The 26,999-nt window shown below is 67.4% G+C and carries 28 protein-coding genes and 2 tRNA genes; 22 read left to right on the top strand and 8 right to left on the bottom strand.

What is annotated here, in order from left to right; all coding sequences use genetic code 11:
• Positions 1–34 precede the first annotated feature (34 nt).
• Together F8178_RS00465 and F8178_RS00460 are read left to right on the top strand one after the other, a co-directional pair.
• Positions 35–799, top strand: coding sequence for a DUF3566 domain-containing protein (locus F8178_RS00465; protein WP_317492563.1), 765 nt, complete (start codon positions 35–37; stop codon positions 797–799).
• Positions 800–867: 68 nt separating this feature from the next.
• A tRNA-Ile gene (locus F8178_RS00460) sits at positions 868–941 on the top strand.
• Positions 942–1,070: 129 nt separating this feature from the next.
• On the opposite strand, the gene F8178_RS00455 is transcribed toward F8178_RS00460, so the two are convergent.
• Together F8178_RS00455 and F8178_RS00450 are read right to left on the bottom strand one after the other, a co-directional pair.
• A complete protein-coding gene (locus F8178_RS00455) occupies positions 1,071–1,742 on the bottom strand; it encodes a CBS domain-containing protein (protein WP_317492562.1) in 672 nt (223 codons plus the stop codon).
• A gap of 152 nt (positions 1,743–1,894) precedes the next feature.
• On the bottom strand, positions 1,895–2,443 hold the full coding sequence (locus F8178_RS00450) for an N-acetyltransferase family protein (RefSeq protein WP_317492561.1): 549 nt from the start codon (positions 2,441–2,443) through the stop codon (positions 1,895–1,897).
• A gap of 126 nt (positions 2,444–2,569) precedes the next feature.
• Here F8178_RS00450 and F8178_RS00445 point away from each other — a divergent pair, with 126 nt between their 5' ends.
• The 6 genes from F8178_RS00445 to F8178_RS00420 all read left to right on the top strand — a co-directional run bounded on the left by F8178_RS00445 (position 2,570) and on the right by F8178_RS00420 (position 6,219).
• Positions 2,570–3,037 carry an SRPBCC family protein gene (locus F8178_RS00445; RefSeq protein ID WP_317492560.1) on the top strand — a complete coding sequence of 156 codons (468 nt, stop codon included), beginning with the start codon at positions 2,570–2,572 and terminating at the stop codon, positions 3,035–3,037.
• A gap of 127 nt (positions 3,038–3,164) precedes the next feature.
• The gene (locus F8178_RS00440) at positions 3,165–3,362 is read left to right on the top strand and encodes a DLW-39 family protein (RefSeq protein WP_317492559.1); all 198 of its coding nucleotides are present in this window, start codon (positions 3,165–3,167) and stop codon (positions 3,360–3,362) included.
• A gap of 31 nt (positions 3,363–3,393) precedes the next feature.
• Positions 3,394–3,466 (top strand) — tRNA-Ala (locus F8178_RS00435).
• 225 nt (positions 3,467–3,691) lie between these two features.
• Positions 3,692–4,285 (top strand): PadR family transcriptional regulator, encoded by a 594-nt coding sequence (locus F8178_RS00430; protein WP_317492558.1) that lies wholly within the window; start codon positions 3,692–3,694, stop codon positions 4,283–4,285.
• Between the two features lie 162 nt (positions 4,286–4,447).
• Positions 4,448–5,422: an ATP-binding cassette domain-containing protein gene (locus tag F8178_RS00425; RefSeq protein WP_317493037.1), complete on the top strand. Its 975-nt coding sequence runs from the start codon at positions 4,448–4,450 to the stop codon at positions 5,420–5,422.
• Positions 5,419–6,219 (top strand): ABC transporter permease, encoded by an 801-nt coding sequence (locus F8178_RS00420; protein ID WP_317492557.1) that lies wholly within the window; start codon positions 5,419–5,421, stop codon positions 6,217–6,219. Before F8178_RS00425 ends, F8178_RS00420 begins: the two co-directional genes overlap by 4 nt.
• Positions 6,220–6,472: 253 nt before the next feature.
• On the opposite strand, the gene F8178_RS00415 is transcribed toward F8178_RS00420, so the two are convergent.
• Positions 6,473–7,003: a helix-turn-helix domain-containing protein gene (locus tag F8178_RS00415; RefSeq protein ID WP_317492556.1), complete on the bottom strand. Its 531-nt coding sequence runs from the start codon at positions 7,001–7,003 to the stop codon at positions 6,473–6,475.
• Between the two features lie 99 nt (positions 7,004–7,102).
• Here F8178_RS00415 and F8178_RS00410 point away from each other — a divergent pair, with 99 nt between their 5' ends.
• A complete protein-coding gene (locus tag F8178_RS00410; protein ID WP_317492555.1) occupies positions 7,103–7,906 on the top strand; it encodes a crotonase/enoyl-CoA hydratase family protein in 804 nt (267 codons plus the stop codon).
• Between the two features lie 111 nt (positions 7,907–8,017).
• A complete protein-coding gene (locus F8178_RS00405; protein ID WP_317492554.1) occupies positions 8,018–8,545 on the top strand; it encodes a helix-hairpin-helix domain-containing protein in 528 nt (175 codons plus the stop codon).
• Between the two features lie 10 nt (positions 8,546–8,555).
• Here the strand turns inward: F8178_RS00405 and F8178_RS00400 are convergent, their stop codons facing one another.
• A complete protein-coding gene (locus F8178_RS00400; RefSeq protein ID WP_317492553.1) occupies positions 8,556–9,887 on the bottom strand; it encodes a serine hydrolase domain-containing protein in 1,332 nt (443 codons plus the stop codon).
• A gap of 94 nt (positions 9,888–9,981) precedes the next feature.
• Complete coding sequence (locus tag F8178_RS00395) at positions 9,982–10,491, bottom strand: TrmH family RNA methyltransferase (protein ID WP_317492552.1); 510 nt, start codon at positions 10,489–10,491, stop codon at positions 9,982–9,984.
• A gap of 94 nt (positions 10,492–10,585) precedes the next feature.
• Between F8178_RS00395 and F8178_RS00390 the strand changes: the two genes are divergently transcribed.
• The gene (locus F8178_RS00390) at positions 10,586–11,350 is read left to right on the top strand and encodes a metal-dependent hydrolase (protein WP_317492551.1); all 765 of its coding nucleotides are present in this window, start codon (positions 10,586–10,588) and stop codon (positions 11,348–11,350) included.
• Between the two features lie 20 nt (positions 11,351–11,370).
• On the opposite strand, the gene F8178_RS00385 is transcribed toward F8178_RS00390, so the two are convergent.
• Complete coding sequence (locus tag F8178_RS00385) at positions 11,371–12,534, bottom strand: NAD-dependent formate dehydrogenase (protein ID WP_317492550.1); 1,164 nt, start codon at positions 12,532–12,534, stop codon at positions 11,371–11,373.
• Between the two features lie 170 nt (positions 12,535–12,704).
• On the bottom strand, positions 12,705–13,613 hold the full coding sequence (locus F8178_RS00380; protein ID WP_317492549.1) for a LysR substrate-binding domain-containing protein: 909 nt from the start codon (positions 13,611–13,613) through the stop codon (positions 12,705–12,707).
• A gap of 175 nt (positions 13,614–13,788) precedes the next feature.
• Between F8178_RS00380 and F8178_RS00375 the strand changes: the two genes are divergently transcribed.
• From F8178_RS00375 to F8178_RS00350, 6 genes are all read left to right on the top strand, one after another.
• Positions 13,789–15,798 (top strand): helix-turn-helix domain-containing protein, encoded by a 2,010-nt coding sequence (locus F8178_RS00375; RefSeq protein ID WP_317492548.1) that lies wholly within the window; start codon positions 13,789–13,791, stop codon positions 15,796–15,798.
• A gap of 51 nt (positions 15,799–15,849) precedes the next feature.
• On the top strand, positions 15,850–17,484 hold the full coding sequence (locus F8178_RS00370) for a class I adenylate-forming enzyme family protein (RefSeq protein ID WP_317492547.1): 1,635 nt from the start codon (positions 15,850–15,852) through the stop codon (positions 17,482–17,484).
• 48 nt (positions 17,485–17,532) lie between these two features.
• Entirely contained in the window at positions 17,533–17,925 is a 393-nt protein-coding gene (locus F8178_RS00365; RefSeq protein WP_317492546.1) for a hypothetical protein, read from the top strand.
• Positions 17,926–19,416, top strand: coding sequence for a sodium:solute symporter family transporter (locus tag F8178_RS00360; protein WP_317492545.1), 1,491 nt, complete (start codon positions 17,926–17,928; stop codon positions 19,414–19,416).
• Positions 19,417–19,532: 116 nt separating this feature from the next.
• Positions 19,533–21,008, top strand: coding sequence for an NAD(P)/FAD-dependent oxidoreductase (locus F8178_RS00355; protein ID WP_317492544.1), 1,476 nt, complete (start codon positions 19,533–19,535; stop codon positions 21,006–21,008).
• A gap of 32 nt (positions 21,009–21,040) precedes the next feature.
• Positions 21,041–21,613: a hypothetical protein gene (locus F8178_RS00350; RefSeq protein ID WP_317492543.1), complete on the top strand. Its 573-nt coding sequence runs from the start codon at positions 21,041–21,043 to the stop codon at positions 21,611–21,613.
• 132 nt (positions 21,614–21,745) lie between these two features.
• On the opposite strand, the gene F8178_RS00345 is transcribed toward F8178_RS00350, so the two are convergent.
• Positions 21,746–22,381, bottom strand: coding sequence for a TetR family transcriptional regulator (locus tag F8178_RS00345; protein ID WP_317492542.1), 636 nt, complete (start codon positions 22,379–22,381; stop codon positions 21,746–21,748).
• A gap of 169 nt (positions 22,382–22,550) precedes the next feature.
• Here F8178_RS00345 and F8178_RS00340 point away from each other — a divergent pair, with 169 nt between their 5' ends.
• The 5 genes from F8178_RS00340 (at position 22,551) to F8178_RS00320 (ending at position 26,937) form a co-directional block, all read left to right on the top strand.
• Complete coding sequence (locus F8178_RS00340) at positions 22,551–23,477, top strand: alpha/beta fold hydrolase (protein WP_317492541.1); 927 nt, start codon at positions 22,551–22,553, stop codon at positions 23,475–23,477.
• Between the two features lie 298 nt (positions 23,478–23,775).
• The gene (locus F8178_RS00335; RefSeq protein WP_317492540.1) at positions 23,776–24,465 is read left to right on the top strand and encodes a TetR/AcrR family transcriptional regulator; all 690 of its coding nucleotides are present in this window, start codon (positions 23,776–23,778) and stop codon (positions 24,463–24,465) included.
• Between the two features lie 209 nt (positions 24,466–24,674).
• Positions 24,675–24,857: a hypothetical protein gene (locus tag F8178_RS00330; protein ID WP_317492539.1), complete on the top strand. Its 183-nt coding sequence runs from the start codon at positions 24,675–24,677 to the stop codon at positions 24,855–24,857.
• A gap of 201 nt (positions 24,858–25,058) precedes the next feature.
• Positions 25,059–26,672: a protein kinase domain-containing protein gene (locus tag F8178_RS00325; protein ID WP_317492538.1), complete on the top strand. Its 1,614-nt coding sequence runs from the start codon at positions 25,059–25,061 to the stop codon at positions 26,670–26,672.
• Between the two features lie 55 nt (positions 26,673–26,727).
• Positions 26,728–26,937 carry a hypothetical protein gene (locus F8178_RS00320; RefSeq protein ID WP_317492537.1) on the top strand — a complete coding sequence of 70 codons (210 nt, stop codon included), beginning with the start codon at positions 26,728–26,730 and terminating at the stop codon, positions 26,935–26,937.
• Positions 26,938–26,999 lie beyond the last annotated feature (62 nt).

Raw genomic sequence — 26,999 nt, 5'->3', positions numbered from 1 at the left:
CATCCGACTCTCGGTATGGAGGTGACGGCGCGCTGTGACACCGGATAAGAACACCGGCCACGACGAACGGTCCGAGCTGGAACAAGAAACGTCCCAGCCGGGTGAGCAGGCGTTCGCTGACATTCCGCAGGAAGACACCACCGCGTTCCTGCCGCATGTCGGCGAGGAACGCTCCAGCGGGGACCTGTTCCGCAGCGGCGTTGACGAACCTGAACACGGTGGGCATGGTGAGTCTCGTAGCGGGTCGTTCCCGTATGCGACAGCGGATGCTGCGGAGCCCGCTCGTGCGTTCGGTTACGGGACAGGCGAGTCGGCGAGGTCCACCGGCGGTGCCGGGGAGAGCGCAACGAGGGAGCGGACGAGAGTGAGCGTGCCCGGTGCGCAATCTCAAAACCGGCCGGAGCCGTCCGCGTTGCGCAGGCCGGGGCGCGGGCCGCGGCGTGCCAGCCTCCAGGTGAAGCGGTTCGATCCGTGGTCCGTCCTCAAGCTCGCGATCGTTCTGGGGATCGCGATGTTCCTGGTGTGGATGGTCGCGGTCGGCCTGCTGTACACCGTGATGGACGGCATGGGGGTTTGGGACAGGGTCAACGGCACCTACGCCTCGCTGGTCGCCGGGGACCCGGTGGATGCCCCTGCCGACCCCCTCATCACCGCGGGACGGGTGTTCAGCGTGACTGCGATCGTCGGCATGGTCAATATCATCTTGATGTCGGCGCTGGCCACGGTGTGCGCGTTCATCTACAACATCTCGGCTGACCTGGCTGGCGGCTTGGAACTGACCCTCTCCGAGCGCGAGTGAACTCGCCGATCGGCCCCAACCCGGTGTCGAAGGGCCAGAGCAAGTCGGGTAGTCTAGGGAACCGCTGAGGGCCTATAGCTCAGACGGTTAGAGCGCTTCGCTGATAACGAAGAGGTCCCTGGTTCAAGTCCAGGTAGGCCCACAGAACGAAACACCGGGACACTGGCTCGCATGAGGGCCAGTGTCCCGGTGTTTCGTCGTTTCGAGGGGGCACTCGGGCAGCGATCAGGCAGCATCGCGGTATCCGGTGGCGGCGCCATCGCCGTCGTGCTCACCGGAGGTACGGCTTATCCTCGGTTGACGAGAACGCGAGTTGGTTGTGCACGGCCACCACACCGGGAATCTCTGCTGTGAGCTCCTCAGCCATGGTGACTTCGCTGCGCCGGTACAACACTCCCGACAACGTGACTTCGCCGTCGGCCACGTCGACCGAGAGTTCGTACGGCATCACCCACAGGGCGCGAACGAGCACCTCGCGGTTGATGGTCGACGCCAGCTGCGCGTCGCTCTGGGTGAAGACCCGCAGCACATCACGCCTGGCGAGGATGCCGATGAGGAAGTTGTCACCGTCGGTCACGAACAGTCGGCGGAGCTTGCCACGGTGTAGGTGGAGCGCGGCGTCGAGCAGGGAGCTGCTCGGGCTGATGGTTCTTACCGGCCTGGTCATGACATCGCCAACCGTTCGCGCGGACGCCTGCCGGAGACGCCGGGCAGCTTTGCCGCCGGTGGGACTGCCGGACGTGTGCTCGCGGCCACGTTCCAGTTCCTTCACGAGGAGGTCGGCTTCAGAAACGACGCCGATCAGCCGCCCACCGGGATCCACAACCGGAACGGCGCTGATGCGATGCTCAGCGAGTAACCGGACGGCGGCCTTGAACGGAGTGGCTCGATCGACGGAGATCACCTCGGTCGTCATGACGTCGGCGACAGCGAGGTCCGACATGACTACCTCCCTTGGTGGATATGCCCGCCATAGCAACAGCCTGACCGGCGGATCAAGCGTCACATCAGCGCCGAATGTCGTCAGTGTCCGGGACCAAGGGCCCGCCTGAACCGCGGACGCGCTCCGATGGTTCCAGCCACCCCGATGGCTGCTCAGCTGCCGGATGTCTCGGTGCTGGCAGAGTCATCGAGCGTGCGTTGTAACAACACGGTGTCCAACCACCGGCCGTGTTTGTATCCGACCCTGGTGAGGATGCCCGCGTCGTGGAAGCCGCAGCGGCGGTGGAGCGCGAGGGATGCTTCGATGGAGCTGGCGACCACCGCGATGACCTCCCGGATGCCGGCTCCGGCTGCACGTTCGAGCAGCTGTTCGAGGAGCGCCCGCCCGCAGCCGCGGCCGACGGCGCTCGGGGCGAGGTAGATGGAATCCTCCACGGTGTGGCGGTAGGCGGGCCGGAGGTTCCACGGGACGCAGTAGGCGTAGCCGAGGATCTCGTTCGCCGTTTCCTGGCCAGGGCCTTCCGCCACGAGGTAGGGGAGCCCCCTGTCGCGGACCGACGCGTACCGTCGCTGCCACTCGTGCGGCTCCGGTGGCACCTCCTCGAAGGTGGCCACGCTGTCATGGACGTAGCCGTTGTAGATCTCGCGTGTCGACGCGAGATCGTCGGGTGTGGCATCGCGGATCGTGACATTGTCGAGCATGACTCGATTATCCCGACCGTCACCCATCCGGTCGTCGCAGTGCCGCTGTGCACGCCGTCACCTGGCGTCCCCCTCGTGATCAGCGCAGAATCGAACTATCCGACAAAGCGCAGTGAGGTGGGAGTCATGAGGCCGCCGGAAGTGTGCATGGCCATTCAGGCGCCGCAACGGCGAGTATGGGCAGCGCTGACGGAACTCGACGAGTTAGAGGCTGTGCTCAGTGATGTCGACACCGTGGAGTTCCTGACCGAACCTGCCTTCAAGGTAGGAGCCCAGTGGCGCCAGTGCAGGCGGAGCGTACGCGGACCGACAAGCGAGATCGTCACGGTGACGGCTGTGCACGCTCCCGTCGCCTACAGCCTGCGAGGGGAGTGCCACGGCATGCAGTACACCAAGACGACCGAGCTGGTCGCCCTGTCCCCCGCACGGACCCAGGTCACGTCCCGGTTGGTGGTGCACCCGGCGAACTCGGCGGGTTTCGCGCGGCGGGGATTCGTCCGCGCGTTCGGCCGGGTCGAAACCAACCAGCTGGTGAAGCGCACTCGGAGTGAGCTGGGGGATATCGCCGAACGGGTGCGGCTCCACCACTGCTGACAGGCCATGACAGGCCGGGCAGTCGGGGAGGTCGAGCCAGGCAGGACTTACGCCCCGACATGGTGACGACCACCCCGTGCAGTAGGATGGCTTGGGTCATCGGCGCGGGTTCGAGGAGGCTTGGCAGATGAAGAAGATCGCGCTACTTGCCGCAGTGGTCGCTGGTGTCCTGTTCGCCATCAAGCGGAGCAAGGACGCCAAGGCGGAGGCCGAACTGTGGCGTGAGGCGACCGCCCCGTCGGGTGGCCCCACCGGAGCTATGAACGTCAACGGCGCGGGCCCTGCGGCTACGAGCAGCAGGGCGGACGCCGCACGGAACAACTGATCGCGCTGGGCCGTTCGCGGCCCACGCACACGGGGCTGTAGCTCAATTGGTAGAGCGCTGCTTTTGCAAGGCAGAGGTCAGGGGTTCGATTCCCCTCAGCTCCACTCTGTGTTGTGTCTCAGGACATCGGCCACGGCCGAACCCTTAATGTTTGGGGTTCGGCCGTTGGTGTTTGTTGGGGGCCGGGTGGTCGGCCGAGGGGCTGGTCGTCGACATCGTGATCGAGGGTGCGGTCGCGGGGGATCGTGCCGGTGGCGGCGGCCGATCTGCCCGCGGGCCGTGACCGCACAGGACGAACCCCATCTCCGTTCCCGACTATCCTGGCTCGTATGGCACCTCCGTCCACCCGCCTGCTTGTGCTGGGAGTCGTCCGGATGCTCCAGCCGGTGCACGGTTACGACGTGCGCCGCGAGCTGATGTCCTGGCGTGCCGAAGACTGGGCGAACATCGCACCAGGTTCCATCTACGGCGCGCTGAAGACCTTGGAGCGCGACAGGTTGATCGAGGTGGTCGATACCAAGCGCCAGGGAGCACGTCCTGCTCGCACGGTCTATCAGGTCACTGACGAGGGCGAGAAGGAATACCACGCCATGCTCCGCAACCTGTGGTGGGAGGCCAAAGCGGGGCCCCATCCGCTGCTACCGGCGGTGGTGCAGCTGCCGTTCTCCCAGCGAGATGATGTCGTCGCAGCACTGAAGGCCCGTATTCATCGGCTCGAAAGCGACCTGACGCTGGCCGAGCGTGACATCGCTCGGATCCTCGAGGGCAGCGGTGACCATCGCTACGACACTCCCTTTCACGCCGCTGAGGTGTCGCGGCTGTCGCATGCGCTCGCGGAGGCCGAGCTGCGATGGACCCGGGACCTGCTGCAGCGCATCGAGTCCGGCGACCTCGATCCCTGGGAGCGGGGCAGCCCGGCGTAACCGCCCTCGGTACGGCACGAGTCACCGCACCTCTCCTTGCCTCGCCAGCATCCCTGCTATATAGTCAACCTTGACCATAAACTCAAGCTTGACTATTCATGACTGGGGAAAGCGTGACTATATCACCACGATGTTGGGATGTGAGGAAGTGCTGTGACTGAGATGATCAAGGGCACCGGGCTGGTGAAGCGCTATGGCACGGTGACCGCACTGGACGGGATCGACCTGTCCGTGCCGGAAGGGACCGTGCTGGGCCTGCTCGGGCCGAACGGTGCGGGCAAGACCACCGCGGTGCGGACCTTCACGACTCTGCTGAAGCCCGACGCGGGCAGCGTCGAGGTGGCTGGTGTGGATGTGCTGGCCGACCCGTATGAGGCAAAGCACCGGATCGGCGTCGCCGGCCAGTACGCCGCGGTTGACGAGCACCTGACCGGGTTCGAGAACCTCGATATGATTGGCCGACTGTATCGGCTCGGTCGGCACCAGTCCCGCCAGCGTGCGCGTGACCTGCTGGCACGGTTCAACCTCGCCGACGCGGGCGACCGGCCGGTCAAGACGTACTCCGGCGGCATGCGCCGGCGCCTGGACCTGGCTGGTGCGATCGTGGCCGAGCCCAAGGTGCTGTTCCTCGACGAGCCCACCACCGGCTTGGACCCGCGCAGCCGAATCGACCTGTGGGAGGTCATCCGCAAGCTGGTGGCGCACGGCACGACGGTGCTGCTGACCACCCAGTACCTGGAGGAGGCCGACCGGCTGGCCGACGACATCGTGGTCATCGACCACGGCAAGGTCATCGCCAGCGGCACCGCCGGCCAGCTCAAGACCGAGGTCGGCGGCGAATGGCTCCAGGTGGTTGTCGAGCAGCGGTCACAGATCCCCGAAGCCGTACCGGCCCTGCGCATGGTGGCGACCGGCGAGGTGCACGTCGACGAGGACCTCCGCACGATCACCGCGCCGGTCGTTGGTGGCGCGAGCGCCCTGCGTGAGGCGCTGCGGCGGCTCGACACCACCGACGCGGAGGTGCTGGATATCGGCCTGCGCCGGCCAACCTTGGACGACGTCTTCCTTGCGCTGACCGGCCACGCTGCCGACGCTGCCTCAGGCAGCGACCGTCACGAGGAGGGGGCGCCCCGATGAATCTCACGTACGTGCTGGCCGACGGGTCGATCGCGGCCAAGCGCAACTTCATCAAGATCAAGCGAGTGCCCGAGGTACTCATCTGGGTACTGCTGTCGCCGATCATGTTCCTGCTGCTGTTTGCCTTCGTGTTCGGCAACGCGATCCCCATCGAGGGCATGGACTACCGCGAGTTCCTCATCGCCGGGATCTTCGCCCAATCAATCGTTTTCGGTGCCATGAACACCGGAACCGGTATCGCCGAGGACATGCAAAAGGGCATTATCGACCGGTTCCGGTCGTTGCCGATGTCGAACTCCGCGGTGCTGATCGGCCGAACCCTGTCCGACATGGTCTACAACGGATTGTCACTGGCCGTCATGGCGCTGACCGGGCTGTTGATCGGCTGGCAGATCCACTCGTCTCCGATCGACGCCGTGGCCGGATTCGCGCTGATCTTGCTGTTCGCGTATGCGGTGTCCTGGGTGTTCGCGTTGATCGGGTTGCTGGCGCCAAGCCCTGAGGTGGTGAACAATGGCTCGTTCATGGTGGTCATGCCGCTGACCTTCATCTCCAATGTGTTCATCCCGATCGAGACACTGCCGACTCCGTTACGAGTGTTTGCCGAGTGGAATCCGGTTTCGGGGGTGACGCAGGCCGCGCGCAACCTGTTCGGCAACACCAGCCCGCACGCACCCGGCTCCGATGCGTGGCCGATGCAGCACGCCGAGCTGTACACGCTGATATGGGTCGCGATCCTGCTCGTGGTCTTCGTGCCACTGGCTGTCGCGCGCTACCAGCGCGCCGCCAGCAGATGAGCACCCGTCAGCTGGCATCCGCGTTCGGTCATCCTCGTTGCTGCCTGCGATCTCTCAGGAGATCACGAACGGGTCGAACCTGTCATGGGTTCGACCCGTGTGGTTGTTCGGGACGTGGGGTCTGGCTGGGATCCACGGGGTTGGTCGTTGCGGGTGGGCCAAGGGTGCGCTCGCGGCGCCGGTGACGCGGAGGTGTCGGCCGGGGATGAGCATCAGCACGGGGGCCGGTGCCGGACCCGATCGCAACACCCGTTCAGTCGCTCGCGTCGCGGTCGGCGTGGCGACTGCTGCTGGTAAATCGTGCCTGCACGGCGGGATGGTCGAGTAGACGGGCCGGGTAGCCGGGGCCGGGGCGGGCGGATGTGAACTCGTGGCGCAGGGGCTGTCCGCAGGAGGAGCACACCACTTCGGCGTGGGTGTCGTGGCCGCAGGTGTGGTGGTGCAACACCACGGGGACACCGCCGTCGTCGGTGAGCCAGCGGTCGCCCCAGGCGTTGAGGGCGGCCAGGACGCTGAAGAAGTCACGTCCCTTGTCAGTTGGCAGGTACTCGTAGCGAGTCGGGTCGGTCTGGTAGGCGCGGCGGTGCAGGATTCTGGCTTCCTCCAGGCGTCGCAGCCGGTCGGTGAGGGTGTTGCGGGCGATGCCGAGCGTGTTGATGAAGCCGTCGAAGTGCGACTGCCCGTAGTAGACCTCGCGCAGCACCAGCAGTGTCCAGCCGTCGCCGAGGACATCCACCGTACGGGCGATCGAGCACGGCCAGTTATCGAACGAGGTTCGTCGCATGCCGCTCACCTTATCAGTTTCATCATACAACCCACTTGTCACGGCAGGCGTTCGAGGCTACCGTCCAGTAAGTCTCATGATGCAACTGAGGAGGTTCTCATGGTGGATCCAACGTCCGCGCGCGAGTCTGCGGTGACCGTTGAGCGCCAGGGGCGCGTGCTGTTGATGGGGTTGAACCGTCCGGCCAAGCGCAACGCGTTCACCCGGGCAATGCTCGCCGAGCTGGCGGAGGCTTACGGTCTGCTGGAGTCGGACGACGAGCTGTGGTGCGGTGTGCTTTACGCCCATGGTGATCACTTCACCGGCGGGCTGGACATGGTCGACGTGGGTGCCGAGCTGGCTTCGGGCGAGTTCCCGCTGCCCGAGGGCGGGCGTGACCCGTGGCGGCTGGACGGACCGTGGTCCAAACCCGTGGTCGCCGCCGCGCAGGGCTGGGTGATGACGCTCGGCATAGAACTGCTGCTGGCAGCTGACATCCGCGTCGCCGCGCGGGACGCGCGCTTCGCCCAGCTGGAGATCCGCCGGGGCATCTACCCGTTCGGCGGCGCGACAGTTCGATTCCCCGAGCAGGCTGGCTGGGGCAACGCGATGCGCTGGGTGCTCACCGGCGACGAGTTCGACGCTGCCGAAGCCCATCGGATTGGCCTGGTCCAGGAGGTCAGCGCCGACGTCGCCGCGGCGCTGGCGCGAGCCACCACGATTGCTACCACCATCGCCGAGAAATCTGCACCGCTGGGCGTGCGGACCACATTGCACTCCGCGCACCTGGCGCGCGAACACGGCGAGAACACCGCGATCGAACGGCTACGCCCCGACATCGCCGGCCTGCTGGCGACCGCCGATGGGGCCGAGGGTATCCAGTCCTTCATCGAACGCCGCGACGCCGTCTTCACCGGCCGCTGATCGCGCCCGATCCCGCCGGTCGGAGCAGCCGGTACGTCCGACCGCTCTCTTGTGCTGGCGCGCGCGACGGCCGAGGATCGAGACTCCCCTGTAGTTCTGGAGGCCGTAGCGATGCTGGCAGCGAAGCAGCATGAGTTGCCCTGGTACCGGCGCACCCCTGTGATCATCGTTTTCGTGGTCGTCGCGTTCGGTATCGGCGTCGGGTCCGGATCGGGCGAGGCAGATGACGCCGCGGAGTTCGAGCGTGAGATTGCCCAGCTGGCAGACGAGCGAGACGAACTCGAGACCGCGTTGGATCAACGACCGTCCGTTTCGGAAGTGGAACAGCTCGAAGAGCGCGTCGCCGAACTCGAAGGCAAGCTCGAACAGGCGAGGGACGAGGCCGATTCCGCTACGGAACCCGAACCGGAACCGGCGACCGGTTCGGCACCGGAAGGTGGCTGCGAGCAGGGGCAGGTGGACATCAACTCAGCGGGTATCCAGGAGTTGCAGCGCATCCACGAGATCGGTCCCGAACGGGCCGGGCAGATCGTCGATCTGCGGCCGTTCGGCTCGGTGGACGAGCTCACCCGGGTGAGCGGGATCGCCGAAGGACGGCTCGGCGGGATCAAGGCGCAAGGACTCGCGTGCGTCGGCTGACGGTCGTGTCCTACCGGGATGAACATCCGTCGAGGTGTTCGGCGACCGCGCGGTACATCGCTTGCCACTCGGCGTTGCCGCTGCTGATGTCGAACCCGTAGCTGCCGGGGTCAACCGGGTCGTCGCCCGCGGAGCGGAAGCTCACCCCGAGGTTGTGGGCCAACCGGACACCGGTCAGGCACTCCTCCGGCGCGACCTCGATGCGCTGCCCCTGGAAGCCGGACGCCGCGTAGCCATCGGGGGTCGCGCCTTGCCACCACTGATACCCGTACTGCCCATCGGAGGTTCCGGTCATGGTGGTGGCTTCACGCACCCACTTCTTGGACACCACCCGGTCACCGTCGGGGACCCGCCCCTCGTTACGGAACAGCTCGCCGAAGCGGGCGAAGTCCGGGGTCGTGGCGTAGAGGCTCTGCGAGGCGATCGCGTCCCCGACCCGGTCGGTGAGGATCTCCGCGTCGGCCGCCATCCCGGTCGGCTGCCACAGCTTCTCGGTGAGCAGCTCGTTGAACGGTTGCTCGTATACCGTTTCCACCAGCCAGGCGAGTACCTGGGTGTTGCCGCTGTTGTAGGAGAACTCGGTGCCCGGTTCGGCGGTGCGCGGCAACGACATGAGGAACTCGTTACGGGTCTTGCCGAGTACGCCGTCGGTGTAGAGGTCGAAAGCCATCTCGATCCACTGCTGTACCTGGGTGTTCTCGGTCAGCAACGGGGTGGTCTCGTCCCAGTGCACGCCGCTTTCCATGTGGAGCAGGTTCGCTATGGTGACGCCTTCCCACGCCGTGCCGCGCAACTCGGGGATGTGGTCCTCGATCGCCTCGTCGACCGAACGCACCAGCCGGTCGTCCACCGCCTGCCCCACCAGGGTCGACGTGACCGACTTGGTTACCGACCACGCCTGGTGACGTTGGTCGGCCGACCACCCGTTGGCGTAGTGATCGGCGACGAGATCGCCGTCGTGCACGAACGCGATAGCGTCCGTCTCGGTATCCCGCAGGAAGTCCGCCACCGTCTTCGTCCGGCCGAGCCACTCGTAGCTGACATCGAGTAGATCCCGGTCGCGGCGCGGCAGGGTGGCGGCATCGTCGCCGGCGTCGACGGGCGCGGTCGGCAGGTACGTCTCTGGCTTGACCGGATCGATCGGTAGGGGCATGACCAGGGTTCCGCCGACGAGTAGCTCGTGGACGTAGTTGAACCAGTACCCCGGGTCGAGCACGATCTCCGCCCGATCGCCGACGATGTCTTCCGGCGACTCCTGCGCGAGCGCATGGCCAGGCAGCTGGCCTATACCCAATGCCGTCGTGAGCGCGATCGCGCCAGCCATCCGTCGTGTCCGTGGCATCGCACTCCTTACCCGAACAGCGAACCAAAAGATGAATAGTATTCTGATTCCTGGGCGGGCTCAATCCGGCGAATGGCGTAGAGCCGCCGGGCCGTCACGCCGTACGGAGCGCGTACAACGCGATGCCTGCGGCGACGCTGACGTTCAACGTTTCCTTCCCGCCGAAGACCGGGATCTGCAGCAGCACGTCGCATTCCTCGCGAAGTACGGGCTTGATCCCGGACACCTCGTCACCGAGTATCAACGCCACCTTCGCGCCTGGTTCGTAGTCGCCGATAACGGCGGCGTCCGGGTCGTTTTCCAGCCCGGCGATCGTATAGCGGGCCTCGCGGAGCGAGGCGAGCAGCTCGTGGACGTCGCCATGGTGTTCCAGCGGCATGGTGCGTTCCGCGCCTGCCGCTGCCTTGGCCATCCGGCGGGTTTGCATGTCCCGCAGCTTGGGGTCGCGCTCGTCGCCCGGGTAGGTGGGATGCGGCGTGAACCCGGTGACGTACACCTTGTCGATGGCGAAGACCTCACCGGTGCGCAGGAGCGAACCGACGTTGTGCACCGAGCGGAGGTTGTGCGCGATCACCACGATGCTGCGCTGCTGGTAGGTATTCACAACGGCGTCAGCCTACCTGTGCCCCCGGTCCCACCCGGTTACCGGACATACGTACGGTATGTCCGGTGATCACGCAGCGGAAGGGGGAAGTCACATGATGGGGCGGACGCATGCGTTGACGGGATGGTGTGCGGGGTTGGGGGTGGCTCCGCTGGTCGGGTCTGGTGCGCTGCATGAGGCGGTGGTTTTCGCGGCGACCACGGCGGGGTTCGCGTTGCTTCCGGATCTGGATCACCCTGGGGCGCGGGCGTCGCGGCTGTTGGGCCCGGCCACCGCAGCGCTGTCGTGGCTGCTGCGGCGGGCGTCGGCCGGGATGTATGCCGTCACCCGGCTGGCAGGCGATGACGATTCCACCGGCACGCACCGGCACCTGACCCACACGCTGGCGTTCGCGGGTGCGGCAGGGGTGGCCACCGCGGCAGGCACCCAGACCGGGGGGATGTATGCGGTGGCGGCGGTGGCGATCGTGGGGTTGCTGCTGGCCGAGAACGCCCTCGGTGACTGGCTGCTTCCGGTGTCGTTGGGCGCGATCGCCTGGTGGGCGGTTACCAGCCCGGGCGGGTTGGCCGAGCTGGCCCAGCTATCCGGTTGGCTGGGCATCGCGGTCGCGCTGGGGTGCGTGGTGCACTGCCTGGGTGATGCGCTCACCGAGTCCGGCTGTCCCTTCCTGTGGCCCATCCCCATCCGCGGACAGACCTGGTACGAGCTGCGCCCACCGGCCTGGTTGCGGTTCCGCACCGGAAAGACCGTCGAGAACGCGCTGATCGCCCCCGCTGCCACCATCGCGGGCGTCCTGCTGCTGCCCGGGGTGATCGACCAGCTCGCCCCCGCCACCGAAGCCGTTCTCTCCCACTTCTGACCGGCACGTACCGGTGTAGCTCACCCGGTGCGCGCGCTGTAGGAGTGCGCACCGGTCCCTGCCAGCGCGCCACCCTCGGCGATCAGGTACTCCTCGCGGATCGGCTTGCCGTCGAACCAGCACTCCAGGATCTCCCGCGTCCCTGCCGCATAGCGGGCTTGTGCCGACAGCGACGTCCCCGAGACGTGCGGGGTCATACCGTGATTCGGCATGGTTCGCCACGGGTGATCGGCCGGGGCAGGCTGTGGGAACCAGACGTCACCCGCGTATCCCGCGAGTTGTCCGCTGCGCAACGCACGTACGATCGCGTCGCGGTCGCAGATCTTCCCCCTCGCCGTGTTGATCAGGTACGAGCCGGGCTTCATCGTGGCCAGCATGTCGTCGTCGAACAGGTGCTCGGTCTCCGGGTGGAGCGGGCAGTTGATGGTCACCACGTCGCAGGCCTTGACCATCGAGGCGACGTCAGGGTGGTACGTCACGCCGAGCTCGCGTTCGACGTCCTCGGGCAGCCGGTGCCGGTCGGTGTAGTGCAGCGTGACATCGAACGGCTTCAGCCTTCGAAGCACCGCGGTGCCGATACGCCCCGCTGCCACCGTGCCGACGTGCATGGCTTCGAGGTCGTAGGCACGTTGCACGCAGTCGGCGATGTGCCAGCCGCCGTCGAGGACCCATTGATGCGAGGGGAGGTAGTTGCGTACCAGGCTGAGGATCATCATCACCACGTGCTCGGCGACGCTGATGCTGTTGCAGTACGTCACCTCGGCCACCGTGATCCCCCGCTCGATGGCCGCGTCGAGATCGACATGGTCCGATCCGATCCCCGCCGTGAGCGCCAGCTTCAAGTTCGGAGCCTTCGCGATCCGCTCCCGCGTGAGGTACGCGGGCCAGAACGGCTGCGAGATCACGACCTCCGCGTCCGGCAGCTCCCGTTCGAACACCGAATCCGGCCCCTCCTTGTCGGAGGTGACGACCAGGGTGTGACCGCGTTCTTCGAGGAAGCGCCGCAGACCGAGCTCACCGGATACGCTGCCCAGCAGCTCACCAGGGGTGAAGTCGATCGCTTCCGGGGTCGGGGTGGTCTGCCCGTCCGGGTAGCCGTTGATGTGCGGGATCGAGCTGCGCGGGTAGGTCGTGGGGTACCCGTCGATCGGGTCGTCGTAGAGGACGCACAGTACCTTTGCCATGACGGGCTCCGTTCGCTCGGTGAGGTTTCCGCTCGGGACGTGACGGACCCGTGTCGTGATGGGTGTCACGGGATAACTTCATGCTGCTGGCATTGCAGGGCGGGGGTCCAACAGTCAGTTCCGAACGGTTGATCGGGCATATCTATCAACGCCCGTGTGGCCTCGGTGCACTACCGCAGCATGGCGTCGAGCTCTTGCTGGACGTCGATCTCGGTGACCACCTCCAGCAGCGCACCAGCCAGCAGGGGCGGTGGCTCGCGTTGCTGCACAATCACTCCGACGGTCGACGATGGTTGCGGCTCGGCCAGCCGTAGTACCCGGGTTCCCGGGGGTGTTCCCAGCAGCCGGAGCCACGCGTGGGGGATCACCGTGGACCAACCGGCGTGGCTGACGTGCGAGCACAGTGTGGATACCGAGTTCGTCTCGATACCCACCTGCGGCGTCGCGTTCACCTCGGCGAACATCGCGTCGATGATGCGGCGGTTCTGCATGTCCGGGGTCAGCAGGCACAGCGGTTGGGCCGCCGCTTCTTCCCAGGTCACGCTGGCGCGTTCCGCGAGAGGCCCGTCGCGGCGGCACAGCAGGAGGTATCGCTCCTCGTACAGCGGGACCGCCCGCAGGTCCGGCGGGGTGTCGGACAGGTAGGTCAGCCCGGCGTCCAGCTCGAACCTGCTGAGCCCGCGGTGGATCTCGCGCGAGGTCAACGACAGGATCGACGCGCGCACCAGGGGATGGCGCTCGTGGAGGGGCTGGGTCAGCATCGACAGCACCGGAAGCGCCGTGGGGATGACGCCGAGCCGGAGCTTGCCGGACAGCCCGTCGCGGAGACTGCCCAGCTCGGCGGCAAGGTTGTCCCGCTCGGCGAGGAGCTGCCGCGCCCAGGCCAGCAGCCGTTCCCCTTCGGGAGTGAACCCTTCGAAGTGGTGCGCCCGCCGCACGATCGCGACGCCGAACTCCTTCTCCAGCTTGCGGATCCCGTCCGACAACGTCGGCTGGCTCACCCAGCAGGACTCCGCGGCACGCCCGAAGTGCCGCTGCTGGTCGAGCGCCACCAGGTACTCCAATTGCCGGAGAAACACCGCGCTCCTCTCCCCGCCAGGCAGCTGCCCTCGGTGCCGTGGCGACCGGTTCGTACCGGCCCCTGCCCTGTATGTTCCCCCCGCGTGCCCGCAGGCGCCACACATCCGGTGCCCGCACCCGCCGTGTGCATCTCTTGGTACCGGGCACCTTGTCCTGTCTGGGCATGATGGACGCATGTATCAGCTGGGTGAGACGGTGCTCGATCTCCTGCTCGACGAGGCCTCGCAGGCGGAGTTCCACGCCGTGCTGCAGCGTGCCGAGGACGATGCTGCCACGGACGCGGAGCGGGAGGCGGTTCGCCGGCTGCTCGAGCGGGCGGGCTCGCTGCGGGCGAGGCTGGATACCTACCGTAGGCGAACGACGGAGCTGACCGCTCTCTACGACACCGCGGGCGATCTCACCGCGCTGCGCGACGTGGACAAGGTCATCGGGGCGATCGTACGGCGAAGCAGGCAGCTGCTCGGCACCGATCTGGCCTATCTCATGTTGATGGACGAGCACCGGGGCGACACCTACATGCGCGCCGCTGAAGGCGCCCTTACCTCCGAGTTCCTCACCGTGCGGCTGCCGCTCGGGACGGGCCTCGGTGGGCTGGTCGCCGAGACCGCCGCACCGATGTGGACGGCGGACTACCTTGCCGACGACCGTTTCGTGCACACGATCGACGACATCATCGCCGCGGAGGCGTTGACATCCATCCTTGGTGTCCCGCTACGGATCGGGCAGCGGGTGATCGGTGTGCTGTTCGCGGCCGACCGGAGCTCCCGCAGCTTTGCCAAGGAAGAAGCTTCCCTGCTCTCCTCGCTTGGCGCGCACGCGGCCATCGCCATCGAGAACGCTGCCTTGTTCGAGGAGGCCCAGCGGAACCTGCGACAGCTTGGTGAGGCGCACGAGGAGATCGAGCGGCAGAACGCGGCGCTGCGGCGTGGCGCGGAGCTGCACGAGCGGTTGACGGCGATGGTGCTGGAGGGGGCGCCGATCTCGGTGCTGGCGAGCGCGGTCGAGGAGGTACTTGGTGGACGCGCCTTCCTGGTTGCCCCGACGGGGCGCCCGCTGACCGACCATGGGGCCGCGTTACCGCCCCCGTGGTCGGCGTTGGACCCGGACCGTGGCCCGGACGTAGGTCCGGATCCCTCGTCCGGCTGGGAGCAGGATGAGCTTCTCGCGGCGTTGGAGCGGGTGGCGAGCCAGCGGCGGTCGGTCGAGACCAGCATTGGCGGGCAGACCTGCTGTATCGCGCCGGCCATGGCCGGGGCGGAGCACCTCGGGTCGCTGGTGTTCACGGGGCGCGCGCTCGACGATGCGGACACCAGGGCGCTGGAGCGGGCGGCGATGGTCACCGCACTGCTGCTGCTTGACCGGCGGGCGAGCGAGGACGCGCGTAATCGTGCGCGGGGCGAGCTCCTCGCTGAGATGATCTCGGGCGAGGTGACCGACCCGGCCGAGGTCCGGCCGCGCGCGGACGCCCTCGGGGTGCCGTTGCACGGTCCAGTGGTCGTCGCCGAGGCCGTGTGCGATGCGGCTGGGCCGATGCTGGCACGCGCGCATGCCGAAGCCAGGGCGGTCGCCGAGTCCGGTCCTGGGCTGGTTCACGCGCAGGGTTCGCGGATCACGGTGCTGGTGCGCGCCGGGAGCGGGCCGGACACGGTCGCGGTGCTCGCACGGAGGTTGACCGATGCCGCAGGGCAGCCGGTCACCGTGGGTGGCTGCGAGCCCTTCGAACGGCTCGACGAGGTTCCCGCGGCGCACCGCCAGGCGAGCCGCTGCGCCAAGGTGCTGCGGCTGGTCGGTCGCACAGGGGAGGGCGCGACACCGGCACAGCTGGGGCTGTACGCCTTGTTGCTCAGCGAGACAGGAAGGGAACAGCTGGATACCTACCTGGACGGTGTTCTCGGGCCGCTGTTGCGACACGACGAGCACCGGGAAAGCAAGCTGGTGCCGACCTTGCAGGCCTACTTCGCCCATGGCTGCCGGGCGGGTGCGACCGCGAAATCGCTCTACATTCACCCGAACACGCTGTACCAGCGGCTGGAGCGTATCGACCAGCTCCTCGGAGATCAGTGGCGTAGCGGCGACCATTTCCTGCAGCTGCACCTGGCGATCATGCTGCACCGGCTGCGCATGGACGAAGAAGGCACCAGCGACCAACGCTATGTGGTATCACCCAAGAGTCACGACCAGTAGTGGGGAATTGCCCATGGATTGACGTGGTATCGGTCACTACGGTCGAGCCTCATGGCAGCGCAGCGAACGGAAAACGGTTCGGCGAGAAAACCTTCGAGTTTCGCGGAGGCCTTCTACGCGCGCACCGATCACGACTCGACGTTCCTCGTGGAGCTCGACCACGAGCACGGCACGCGCCGGGAATGGACCGTGGGCGCGTGGCGCGACAGGGTGACGGCCACCGCGGCTTGGCTCGGCGACAGGGGCATCCGGGAAGGCGACAGCGTGGCAACGCTAGCCGGCAACACCGCGGATGCGCTTGCCGTCGCGTACGCGTGCTGGGTCGCTGGCGCATGCTGCGTCCCGCTGAACCCCCACGAAACAGCCGAGCAGCACGAGTACATTCTGCACGACGCTTCCGCCGCCGTGCTGGTGTACTCGCCGTCGGTTCGCGAGCGGCCGCCCGGCCCGCCAGCACGGGCCGTGCCGGTGACCGACCTGCCGCTGCGGGAGCCGGATCGCGCACGGCAGGCTGGCGCGAGGCGGCAGACACCCGAGGTCGGCGCGGCACCGCTCGACGCCGAGGCCCTGCGCGTGTACACCAGCGGCACCACCGGGGCGCCGAAGGGCGTGGTGCTCAGCGCGGCGAACATCCTCGCGGACTGCGAGGCGTTGGCTCGCGGGCTCGGCTGGTCACGCTCGACCCGCATCCTGACGGTGTTGCCGATCCACCACGTCAACGGACTGATCATCAGCAGCCTGCTTCCCTGGCTGAGCGGCCTGTCGACGGTGCTGTGCGACCGGTTCCGCAGCGACACGTTCTGGCGCGATGCCGATGCGGAGGGGGCCACGGTATGCAGCCTCGTCCCGTCGCTGCTTGAGTTCCTGCTGGATACCGGAGGCGGCGCGCCCACGGGTTTCGATGAGGTGCTGTGCGGCGCCGGTCCGCTGCTTGTGGATACCGTGCTCGCCTTCGAGGAACGTTTCGGTGTTCCGGTCCGGCACCTGTACGGGCTCTCCGAGACCACGGCGGTGGCCACCCTCATGCCGCGGCTACCCGAGCAGCAGCGGCGGACCTGGCATCAGGATCTCGGTTTCCCCAGCATCGGACCGGCATTGCCTTGGCTGGAGGTGCGGGTGACGGACCAGCAGGGCGTGCCCCTCCCGGCAGGGGAGCGCGGCGAGCTGGCGATCCGCGGCCCGGTGGTGATGAGCGGCTACGCAGGTAATCCCGACGCGACCGCCAGGGCGTTCCATGGCGAGTGGTTCCGCTCCGGTGATGAGGGCTTCTGGCATCCGGGGCCGGACGGGCTGCCGTACTTCTTCATCACCGGGAGGCTCAAGGAACTGATCATCCGGGGTGGAGTGAACGTGTCGCCATTCGAGGTGGACGACGTGCTGCACTCCCATCCTGCGGTGCGGCACGGCCTGGCATTCCCCTTCGACAACCGCTACTACGGCGAGGAGATCGCCGCGTACGTCGTGCTCCACGACGGGTCGCAGGTGCGTGAGGACGACATCCTCGCGCACTGCCGCAGCCGGCTCGACCATGCCAAATGCCCCAAGCTCGTGGTGTTCGGTGAGGACGTGCCCTACACCGCCACCGGGAAGGCCAAGCGGCTCGAGCTGGCCCGCGAGCTCGCCCCGACACTCGCCGAGTACCGCGACGTCCGGTTCCGGCGTGAACCCCAGCCGGAGCACCGGTAGCCAGCGCGGCGCAACCTGTCCCGAGCGTCCCTTCCGAGGAGGTCATGGATGCGAAGACACGACCGACCGACCGATCCGCTGGCGTACGCGTTGCTGATCCTGCTCGCGCTCGCCGTCGCGGGCATGCTGACGGCCGACTGGCGGTTGGTGCTCTACCCCACGCTGCTCGCGGTCGGCGTGCTGCTCGCCATGTCCCGCCCGGTCAGGGACCGGCGGCTGGCGGTCGCGCTGCCGACCGTGTTGACGATCCTGCTGCTGGCAGGTTACGGCGCGCTCGACGCGCTGTCGGTGAGCGATCCGGAGGTCACCGGTCTCGTGCTGGGGCTGGCCCCCACCACTGCGCTCTATTTCTTCGGGATCACACCGGTGATCCTGCTCGTCGCCCTCGCCTACGCGGCGACCTTCACCGAGCCGGAGGAGCAGGAAAGGACGGTCGCGTAGATGTTCCAGACCAACCCGACCATCATCGCGATCGTCGCCGCGTACTTGCTGGCCACCGTGCTCATCGGGGTATGGGCGACAAGACGGACCAAGTCGGTGTCCGATTATCTCGTCGCGGGACGGAACCTCGGCATGTTCGTCATGTCGATCGCGGTGTTCGCTTCGATCCAGAGTGGTTTCGGCGTACTCGGTGGCACCGGCATGACGTTCAGCGACGGCCTCGGCTTCGTGACCGGGATCGGCCTCGCCGCGGTGCTCGGCTTCGGACTGGCTTGGTTCCTGGTCGGCAAGCGCATGTGGCGGCTCGCCCGTTCAGGAGAGGTGTACACCCTCGGCGATGTCGCCGAGCGCCGGTACCGCAGCCCAGCCGCGCGCGGCTGGATCGCGATCGCGATCGTGCTCGGCGTGATCGGCTACCTCGGCACGCAGGTGCAGGCCATGGGTGTGGTCATGGGCAGCATCTTCGGCATCGACACCCACACGGGGGCGGTGATCGGCCTGGGGATCCTCGCGCTGTACGCCATCGGCGGGGGAACGATCGCGGCGGTGTACACCGACGCGTTCCAGGGCGTCCTCATGATCGTGGTGTCCGTGGTGATCTTCGTGGGTGCCGTGCGGGTCGGTGGTGGCCTCTCGGAGATCACTACGACCGTGCAGAGCGCCGATCCCGCGCTCGGCACCCCGTTCGGTGCGTTTCCCGCCGTGACGATCGCGTGCTGGATCCTGCTGTTCGCGGTCGGCGCGGCCGCCCAGCCACAGCTGCTGACGAAGTTCCTGATGATTCGTAGCACCAAGGAGCTGAAGTGGGGCGCGGTCACCGCGGGGCTGGCCTACGTCGCCACCATGTTCCTCGTCGTGGGCGTGGGCCTGTCGGCGCTGGCGCTGTCCATCGACGGCGAGTTTCCCGCCGTAGCCAGCGAGGACGAGGCGCTGACCGTGTTCATGACCGAGTACACGCCGGCGATCTTCGCGGGCTTGGTGATGGCGGCGATCCTCTCGGCGATCATGTCGACAGGCGATGCCTTCGCGACGCTCGGTGCCGCCAGTCTGGTGCGCGACCTGCCCCGCGCCTTCGGTAAGCGGGTCCGTAACGAGCTGCTGTGGAGCCGGGTGGCGGTGGCAGCGCTGCTGGTCGCGTCGGTGCTGTTCGCGCTGTACCTCGACACGCTGGTCGCGCTGCTCGGCGTGTTCGGCTGGGGAACGTTCGCCGCGGCGATCTTTCCGGCGATCGTGCTCGGCCTGGTCTGGTCGCGGGGTACCAAGCTCGCCGCGATCTGCAGCATCGTGCTGAGCTTGGCGATCAACTTCGTGCTGGAGATCGGCTCCCTCTACGGCTTCACACCGCTCCCGGACGGTGTGATCAACGGGGCGTTCGCTCTGGCCCTGTCGACGGTGATCTACCTTGCGGTGTCGTTGCTGCCGGGGCGCGGCGGCGCGCGAGCGCAGCACCAGGACGCCGAGCGGGAACGGGGACACAGTTACGCCACCTGATGGCGGGATTCTCCGGCGGGCGAGCATGCCCGGGGGCAGCGGTACCGCCGCTCCCGGGCATCACGGTCGCGTCGCGGGTACTCGACCGTGGCTATACAAACGTCTAACCTGTTGCCATGAGCCAGTCCGAGCACGTGGATGTTCTGATCGTGGGCGCCGGCCTTTCCGGGATCGGTGCCGCATGCCACCTGCGCACGCGATTCAGCCACAAGTCCATCGCGATCCTGGAAGCACGCGAAGCCCTCGGGGGAACCTGGGACCTCTTCCGCTATCCCGGGATCCGCTCCGACTCGGACATGTACACCCTCGGCTACCGCTTCAAACCGTGGGTCGAGCGGGAATCGATCGCCGACGGCCCGTCCATCCTGCGCTACCTGCACGAGACGGCTCGCGAGTACGGCGTCGACAAGCTCATCCGTTACCGGCACCGGGTGGCGCGCGCCGAATGGTCCAGCGTCGACGCCCGCTGGACGGTGACGGTGGAGCGCAGCGACACCGGGGAGACCGTGCAGCTCACCTGCGGCTTCCTGTTCGCTTGCGCGGGCTACTACCGGTACGACCAGGGCTACACACCGGAGCTTCCCGGGATCGAGCATTTTCAGGGCCAGGTCGTGCACCCGCAGCACTGGCCGGAGGACTTCGACTACGCGGGCAAGCAGGTGGTGGTCATCGGTAGCGGGGCTACCGCGGTGACGCTGGTACCCGCCATGGCGCGCGATGCCGCGCACGTGACGATGCTGCAACGCTCGCCGAGCTACATCATCACGATCCCGGGGCAGGACGCGCTTGCCAACGGGATGCGGCGCGTACTGCCTGGCAGGGCCGCCTACGCGATCACGCGCTGGAAGAACGTACTGTTGCAGCTCGGGATCTTCCGGCTCAGCCGGAGGTTCCCGAACCGGATGCGGTCGCTGCTCAAGAAGCTGGTTCGCATGCAGCTGCCGGACGGCTACCCGGTCGAGACCCACTTCGACCCGCCGTATGACCCGTGGGACCAGCGGCTGTGCCTGGTGCCGGACGGAGACCTGTTCAAGAGCATCCGGCGCGGCGACGCCTCCGTCGCCACCGGCCGCATCGACACTTTCACCCGATCGGGTATCCGACTGGGGTCCGGGATGGAGCTCGAAGCCGACATCGTCGTGACCGCCACCGGGCTCAACCTGCTCGCCTTCGGCGGCATCGAGTTCGTTGTGGACGGCCGCGAGATCTCGTTGCCGGAAACCATGGCGTACAAGGGGGTCATGCTGTCGGGTATCCCGAACTTCGCCTACGTGGTCGGATACACGAATGCATCGTGGACGCTCAAGGCCGACCTGGCGTGCGAGTACGTCTGCAAGCTCCTCGAGTACATGGACACCCACGGCTACGACCGGTGTCTCCCAGAGCGCGACCCGTCGGTCGCCGAGGAGCCGTTCCTCGATCTCACGTCGGGCTACGTGCAGCGCGCGCTGCACAAGCTCCCCAAGCAAGGTGATCGCGCGCCGTGGAAACTTCGGATGAACTACCCAAGGGATATCTTCACCCTGCGTCGCGGCGAGGTGGCCGACGAGGGACTCACGTTCGACACCGCACCGGAACGGGCACTTCACTAGGGTGTTAGCCCCTCGGGGGTATGCTGCCGAAGATGACTTCGGATAACACTTCGGACAGCACGGCCCGGGCCGGCGACAACCCGGAGAACGAGCAACAGGACACGCCTGAGGCGGACCGGACAACCGGCACCGACACAGTGGAGGAGACACCGGACGAGGCGCGCGCGGAAGGCGAGCAGGACTCCGGTACGGCTTCCGGCGGTATCGCCGACATCGTGGCCGGGGGCGCCGCCGTCCTCAGTGCGGGCATCGGGCTGGTCTCGATTACCGGTAGTTCGTTCGGTGACATGCTGCGCACGCGCCAGGAGATCATCGGGCAGCTTGAGGCGACACCAGGCGGCGGTGGCGAGATCGAGGCTTTCTACGGGACACCGTGGAACGCCGTGGCGATGCTCAACGGCAGCGCGGCACTGCTCGCCGTGATTATTGGCGCACTGGTGCTCGCGCTGACTCGGAGCGGTTCCGGCTCGGGCACGTGGGTGAAGGCTGTCGCTGTCGGCGGGATCGTGCTCGGTGCGATCGGCGTGATCGTCTCGGCAGGCATGTACTTCGACTGGTTCGCGGGCCAACCCGAGATGCCGGAAATGCCGATGCCGGGAGGCTGACGCCTCCGCGCGCACCCGGCACGCCCGCGCGGTTGCCGGGAATCGTGCCCGCGGGGCTTACGGTGCAACTCGGCACCATGTCCCGTGGGCACGACGTCGTGCGTTTCCGTCCGCGTCCTGTCACGGCCCCTGTCACGGCCGGAGCGCCCTGCCGATCCGGCGCTCCGCCTGCTCGGGGGCGTCCCTGGCACGTTCCTTGCCGAGCAGCAGGTGGGCGAGGGCGGTGAAGAACTCCTCGGAATCGCCGGTGTCCGGGTCGGCGATGTCGAGCAGGCCGTATCCCAGGCAGAGGGCGACGAAGGCGCGGGCGTCACCGCTCGCGGACGGAGCGCCCAGAGCTTGCAGCGCGCTACGCGCGCCTTCCTGATAAGCGTCCAGTCCGTGCCGCGCGGTCTCGGCCAGCTCGGGAAACCGCTGCGCGTTGACGAGGATCTCGAAGAAGGCGATCCGCTGCTGCCGTGACGAGTCCCGGAACAGCGAGACCAGCCACTGCCCGAGCTCCGCCGGTGTCGAAGCCGAGTCGCGGTCGAGCGGCGTGGCCATCTCGGCCACCCGCTCCCGTACGAACTCGTGCAGTGCCTCGGAGATCAGCTCGTCGATGGACGAGAAGTAGTAGCTCACGGTCGCCAGCGGCACCCCGGCGCGTTGCGTGACAGCGCGGTGCGTGACCCCGGATATACCCTCCTCGGCCACGACCTCGACGGCGGCTTTGAGCACGGCGTCGCGCCGTGGTCGCTGGCGGGAACGGCGGCGTGAGGAAGGCGGCATGCCATCCACGGTATGTGACAGCGCCCGGCGGCGAGGCTTGCGACCACCGGATCGCCACGAGTTTGAACATTCTTCTTGAACAAGTTTCTTGTTTGTTTGTACTCTTCCGGAGTAGCGTGCCGACCACAGCCGGGTGGAACCCGGATGAGCTGCGAAGGAGGAGGATGACATGCGCAACGGCATGCGAGCGCTCTCGCTGGCCGCCGCGTCCGCACTCGCCGTGGCCCTGATCGGCCCGGCGGCAGCGGCGGCCGCGCCAGGACAGGCAGCGCACGCAGGACAGCCAGTGCACGCAGGACAGGCGACCACCGACACGTTCCAACGGTCCGACGCCTCGACGCCCCCGCCGATCCGGGAGGACCCGGCGCCGCTTGGCGCGAACGACTGGGACTGCGAGCCCACAGAGGAGAACCCGCGCCCGGTGATCCTTGCCCACGGTTTCGGTGCACCCGCAGCCGGGCACTTCAGCGCATACTCGCCCTACCTGTCGGCCAAGGGCCACTGCGTGTTCACCGGAACCTACGGCTCGGTGGACCTCCCGGTCGCCGGGCTGCTCGGCGGGTTCAAGCCCATCGAGCACTCGGCCGAGCAACTCAGCGCCTTCGTGGACAAGGTTCTCGAAGAGACCGGAGCCGAGAAGGTCGACATCGTCGGTCACTCGCAGGGCGGAGTCATGCCCCGCTACTACCTCAAGAACCTGGGCGGCACCGAGAAAGTGGACAACTTCGTCGCGTGGGCAGCGCCGAACGACGGGTTGACGTTGTCCGGGCTTTACACGCTCGCCCAGAAGATCCCGGGTTTCGAGGAAGAGCTGCTTCCCAGGGTGTGCGAGGTCTGCTCCCAGCTCACCAACGCCACGGGTTTCCTCGATGAGCTCAATGCCGGTGACCCCGCGCCGGGCGACGTCGACTACACCATGGTCGCCAGCAGGTCCGACGTGCTGGTCACCCCGTACACCACGAGTTTTCTCGAGGGAGACAACGTGGACAACATCCTGATGCAGGAGGAGTATCCCGGTGCGATCATCGGGCACATCCAGATGGCCTACGACCCGCGGGTCTGGAAGGTCACCGACCGGGCCCTGCAACACGACTGATTCGAGCCGCGCGAGAGTCAAGGGGGCCGTCCGGATTCCGCAAGCGATCCGGACGGCCCCAGCGTTCTCCGCGGACGGTGCGAGCGGGAACCTCCCGCACCGAGGGCACGTGCGAGAGTCCACAGCGGATCCGCCAGGGAGGGGAGGTCCGCTACTCGTGTCCATGATGGCATCGGTGTGGCTTCGTCACGGCGGGCGCCGGCCGCTGCGGCACCATCAGTAACCGTCACCAGCCAGGGGCTTTCCGCGGATTGAGAGGGACTGTATTCGCCGCAGGCGCGTGCGTACGCTGGGGCGCGTGCCCGAGCAGCACAAGGCCGGTTCTGGTGACGGCCGCGCAGCGCGATGGGCCGGCCAGCGCAGTAAGCGACGTGCCGAGATGGTGGATGCGGCCGTCGCTGCCATCAGCGTGCACGGGCCCGGAGTGTCGACCGGGCAGATCGCCGCGCAGGCGGGGGTGCCCCGACCCAGGTTGTACCGGCATTTCGACGATGCCGACGATCTTTACCGCGCGGTGGCACGTCGCGCGGCAGACCTGCTGTCCACGTCGATGTCGCCGGTGCTGGAGTACCGAGGGGGAACCGCATGGGAGCTCATCGAGACCGGGGTGCGCACGTTCGTCATCTGGCTGAGTGAGCACACAGATCTCTACCGTTACGTCATGCATCGCGCCGTACAGGACACCGAGGGAGTCGGCGCGATGGTCACCGACATCCGGGCGGCGTTGGCCGCACGGATCAGCGAGATCCTGCGTGCGTACTTGAATGTGCTGGGGCTCGACACGAGAATCGCCGACCCGGCGGCGTTCGGTTTGATCGGTCTGGTCGAGTCCGCGGCACGGCGATGGATGAACGAACCGAACGCGCTGTCGCGCGAGGAGTTCATCCATACGGTCACCGGCTGGGTCTGGGGAGTGGTGCACCACACATTGCGGGATGCGGGGGTCGAACTGGATCCACACGAGCCACTGCCATCGCTCCCAGACTAGCCCTTTTGGGCGATAACTGTGTGACCTTTGGCACAGACTCTGCCGTATGTGTGGTACAGTGATGTACCCGTTACTTCGAAGTGACGACGGTGACGAGGGAGAATGGCAGGGGAGTCGCATCGGCCGTTGGACCACCTTTGGTCCAACGGCCGATCGGCATGCGACCCTCACGATGCTCGTCGCGAGAACTTAAAGAGGACGGGGAAGCATTGCCGGAGTCAACTGAGTACCGCGCGTGGCTGGACGAGACCGAGCGCGAGGCCTACGAGATGATCGCGCGCCGTTACGACGAGGGGCGTGCGGCATTGGACCTGCGGACTGACGAGGACGCTGCCGACCAGGATGGCAACGGCGAGTCCGAGGGAAGCCAGCGGCAGGGCGAGGCCTCCTAAGCCCGACAGCCGGTCGGCCGAGGATTCACCAGAGTCTCGGCGACCTCTCGGTGCGCGCATAACGGACACTACGACCCACACGATGGGCACCGCATCGCCCTGCCCGGCGCAGGGCGATGCGGTGTTGGGATACGCCAGGCCGGTAGGTGGGCTCCCCGGTCGTGTCACGCGTCGGGGTGAGGTAACGGTACGGTTTCCGGCGTGGTCGGGTCGACGGTTCTTGGCGGACGCTACGAGCTGGGTGCCTCGCTCGGTGCGGGCGGCATGGCGCAGGTCTATGCCGCCCGTGATCGCACGCTCGACCGCGACGTGGCGATCAAGCTCATGCACGACCACATCGCGGGCGAGCCGACAGCCCGGGAACGGCTGCTGCGCGAGGCCAGGGCGGCGGCAGCCCTGCAGCACCCGAACACGGTGTCGGTCTACGACGTGGGGGAGGACGCAGGCAGGCCGTTCATCGTCATGGAGCTGGTCGCCGGTCGTAGCCTGGAACATCGGCTGCGTGACGAAGGCGGGCTCGCTGTCGCGGAGGCGGTGGAGATCGCCGATGCCACGCTGGGCGCGCTGGCTGCGGCCCATCAACGGGGCCTGGTGCACCGGGACGTGAAACCGTCGAACATCCTGCTGCCCGACGCGGGTGGGATCAAGCTGGCTGATTTCGGGATCGCGGCGGCGTTGGCCGCGAACACCAGCCGGCTGACAAGCACCGGCATGATGATCGGCACGCCCCGCTACGTCGCTCCGGAGCAGGCTGCCGGTCGACAGCCGAGTGCTGCCGGTGACGTCTACTCGGTGGGTGTCGTGTTGTACGAATGCCTGACCGGACGCGCGCCGTTCGAGGCGGAGACCCCGGTGGCAGAGGCGCTGGCGCACCAGCGCGACCCGGTACCGCCGCTGGCCGAGGTGGCACCGCACGTGCCAGCCGGGGTGGCCTCCGTGGTCGAGCGGGCACTGGCGAAGGACCCGGCCGAGCGGTACGGCGACGCTGATGGGATGCGGCGCGCCCTGGCCTCCGGAGGCACCGCGCCCCGACCGCGGGTCACCAAGATGCTGCCCGCCGCCGCGCAGCCGTACGGATCGCCGCCCGCGACCGGATCCGGACGGCGCCGGTGGGCGCTGATCGCGCTGGTGGCGGTGGTTGCCTTGTTCGTCGCGGCCGCGCTGGCGGCACCCGAGCACCGCATCGCGGGCGAGGCCTCACCCGCGGAGCGGATCAACCCGGCTGCCGGGGAGAACGACGAGCCAGACGATGCGGCGGACGAGCCGCACGGATCCGGTGAGGAACGGGCCGAGCCGGACCCCGACGACACCGGCGTCGCGGCCGCGCCTGACGACTTGAACGAGCTCATCGCCGAGGTGGCTCGGGACCCTGAGGCGGCTGGCGAGCGCGGTGACAAGCTGCTCGACAAGCTGCGCGACGTGCGGGATGCCGACGAGGATAAGCGGCCCGAACGGGCGCGTAAGCTGGTCACCGACGTGGCAGAATGGCTGGCCGACGGGAAGGTGGAACCCGTGCTGGGCAGGCAGTCGATCACGGTGCTGGAACGCGAGGGCCGCCCGCAGTCGCCGGAACTCGCCAGGACCAGCGGGCTGTTCGCCGAGATCGCGAGGGATATGCAGGCTTGGGGCGCCGAAAGTGACAGCTTGCTGTCCGATATCGAGAGCTTGCTCGGCGAGGAGGACCAGGAGGACTGGGCCGAGGACGCCGACGATCTCATCGAGGACCTCGAGGAATGGATCGATGACGGCGATATTCATCGCGAGCGGGGTGGGCAGGCACTGTCGGTCCTCCGCCCGCTCAGCGACAGCGACTGATCCCGCTGGGTTACGCCGCCGCTGCTCTGCGGTGCGTGCCCTATCCTTGGCGGTGATGACCGAAGCGCCCGACTCCGTGATCTGCTCCGCCAAGGGCTGCACCGCCGTAGGCGTCTACGCCGTGGTCTGGAACAACCCCAAGATTCACGATCCGGATCGGGAGAAGACCTGGATCGCCTGCGAGGAGCACCGCCAGTACCTCTCCCACTTCCTCGACCGGCGCGGTTTCCTCCGTCGGGTGGACCGGCTCGGCCAGGGGGAGTGAGCCGAAGGGGTCCTCGGCTACCGGATATGTACCCAAGGGGCCGCTCGGCTCCGTCGGCGACC

The sequence above is a fragment of the Haloechinothrix sp. LS1_15 genome, from assembly GCF_033042135.1.
Classification (GTDB): domain Bacteria; phylum Actinomycetota; class Actinomycetes; order Mycobacteriales; family Pseudonocardiaceae; genus Haloechinothrix.
Note: the sequence above shows the minus strand (reverse complement) of the source record. Positions and strands in the feature narration are given on the sequence as shown.

Coding starts and splice junctions, on each gene's coding strand:
- F8178_RS00455 (WP_317492562.1), bottom strand. CDS start 1,742: ATGTCGGACCTCGCTGTCGCCGACGTCATGACGACCGAGGTGATCTCC.
- F8178_RS00450 (WP_317492561.1), bottom strand. CDS start 2,443: ATGCTCGACAATGTCACGATCCGCGATGCCACACCCGACGATCTCGCG.
- F8178_RS00445 (WP_317492560.1), top strand. CDS start 2,570: ATGAGGCCGCCGGAAGTGTGCATGGCCATTCAGGCGCCGCAACGGCGA.
- F8178_RS00440 (WP_317492559.1), top strand. CDS start 3,165: ATGAAGAAGATCGCGCTACTTGCCGCAGTGGTCGCTGGTGTCCTGTTC.
- F8178_RS00430 (WP_317492558.1), top strand. CDS start 3,692: ATGGCACCTCCGTCCACCCGCCTGCTTGTGCTGGGAGTCGTCCGGATG.
- F8178_RS00425 (WP_317493037.1), top strand. CDS start 4,448: ATGATCAAGGGCACCGGGCTGGTGAAGCGCTATGGCACGGTGACCGCA.
- F8178_RS00420 (WP_317492557.1), top strand. CDS start 5,419: ATGAATCTCACGTACGTGCTGGCCGACGGGTCGATCGCGGCCAAGCGC.
- F8178_RS00415 (WP_317492556.1), bottom strand. CDS start 7,003: ATGCGACGAACCTCGTTCGATAACTGGCCGTGCTCGATCGCCCGTACG.
- F8178_RS00410 (WP_317492555.1), top strand. CDS start 7,103: ATGGTGGATCCAACGTCCGCGCGCGAGTCTGCGGTGACCGTTGAGCGC.
- F8178_RS00405 (WP_317492554.1), top strand. CDS start 8,018: ATGCTGGCAGCGAAGCAGCATGAGTTGCCCTGGTACCGGCGCACCCCT.
- F8178_RS00400 (WP_317492553.1), bottom strand. CDS start 9,887: ATGCCACGGACACGACGGATGGCTGGCGCGATCGCGCTCACGACGGCA.
- F8178_RS00390 (WP_317492551.1), top strand. CDS start 10,586: ATGATGGGGCGGACGCATGCGTTGACGGGATGGTGTGCGGGGTTGGGG.
- F8178_RS00385 (WP_317492550.1), bottom strand. CDS start 12,534: ATGGCAAAGGTACTGTGCGTCCTCTACGACGACCCGATCGACGGGTAC.
- F8178_RS00375 (WP_317492548.1), top strand. CDS start 13,789: ATGTATCAGCTGGGTGAGACGGTGCTCGATCTCCTGCTCGACGAGGCC.
- F8178_RS00370 (WP_317492547.1), top strand. CDS start 15,850: ATGGCAGCGCAGCGAACGGAAAACGGTTCGGCGAGAAAACCTTCGAGT.
- F8178_RS00365 (WP_317492546.1), top strand. CDS start 17,533: ATGCGAAGACACGACCGACCGACCGATCCGCTGGCGTACGCGTTGCTG.
- F8178_RS00360 (WP_317492545.1), top strand. CDS start 17,926: ATGTTCCAGACCAACCCGACCATCATCGCGATCGTCGCCGCGTACTTG.
- F8178_RS00355 (WP_317492544.1), top strand. CDS start 19,533: ATGAGCCAGTCCGAGCACGTGGATGTTCTGATCGTGGGCGCCGGCCTT.
- F8178_RS00350 (WP_317492543.1), top strand. CDS start 21,041: ATGACTTCGGATAACACTTCGGACAGCACGGCCCGGGCCGGCGACAAC.
- F8178_RS00345 (WP_317492542.1), bottom strand. CDS start 22,381: ATGCCGCCTTCCTCACGCCGCCGTTCCCGCCAGCGACCACGGCGCGAC.
- F8178_RS00340 (WP_317492541.1), top strand. CDS start 22,551: ATGCGCAACGGCATGCGAGCGCTCTCGCTGGCCGCCGCGTCCGCACTC.
- F8178_RS00320 (WP_317492537.1), top strand. CDS start 26,728: ATGACCGAAGCGCCCGACTCCGTGATCTGCTCCGCCAAGGGCTGCACC.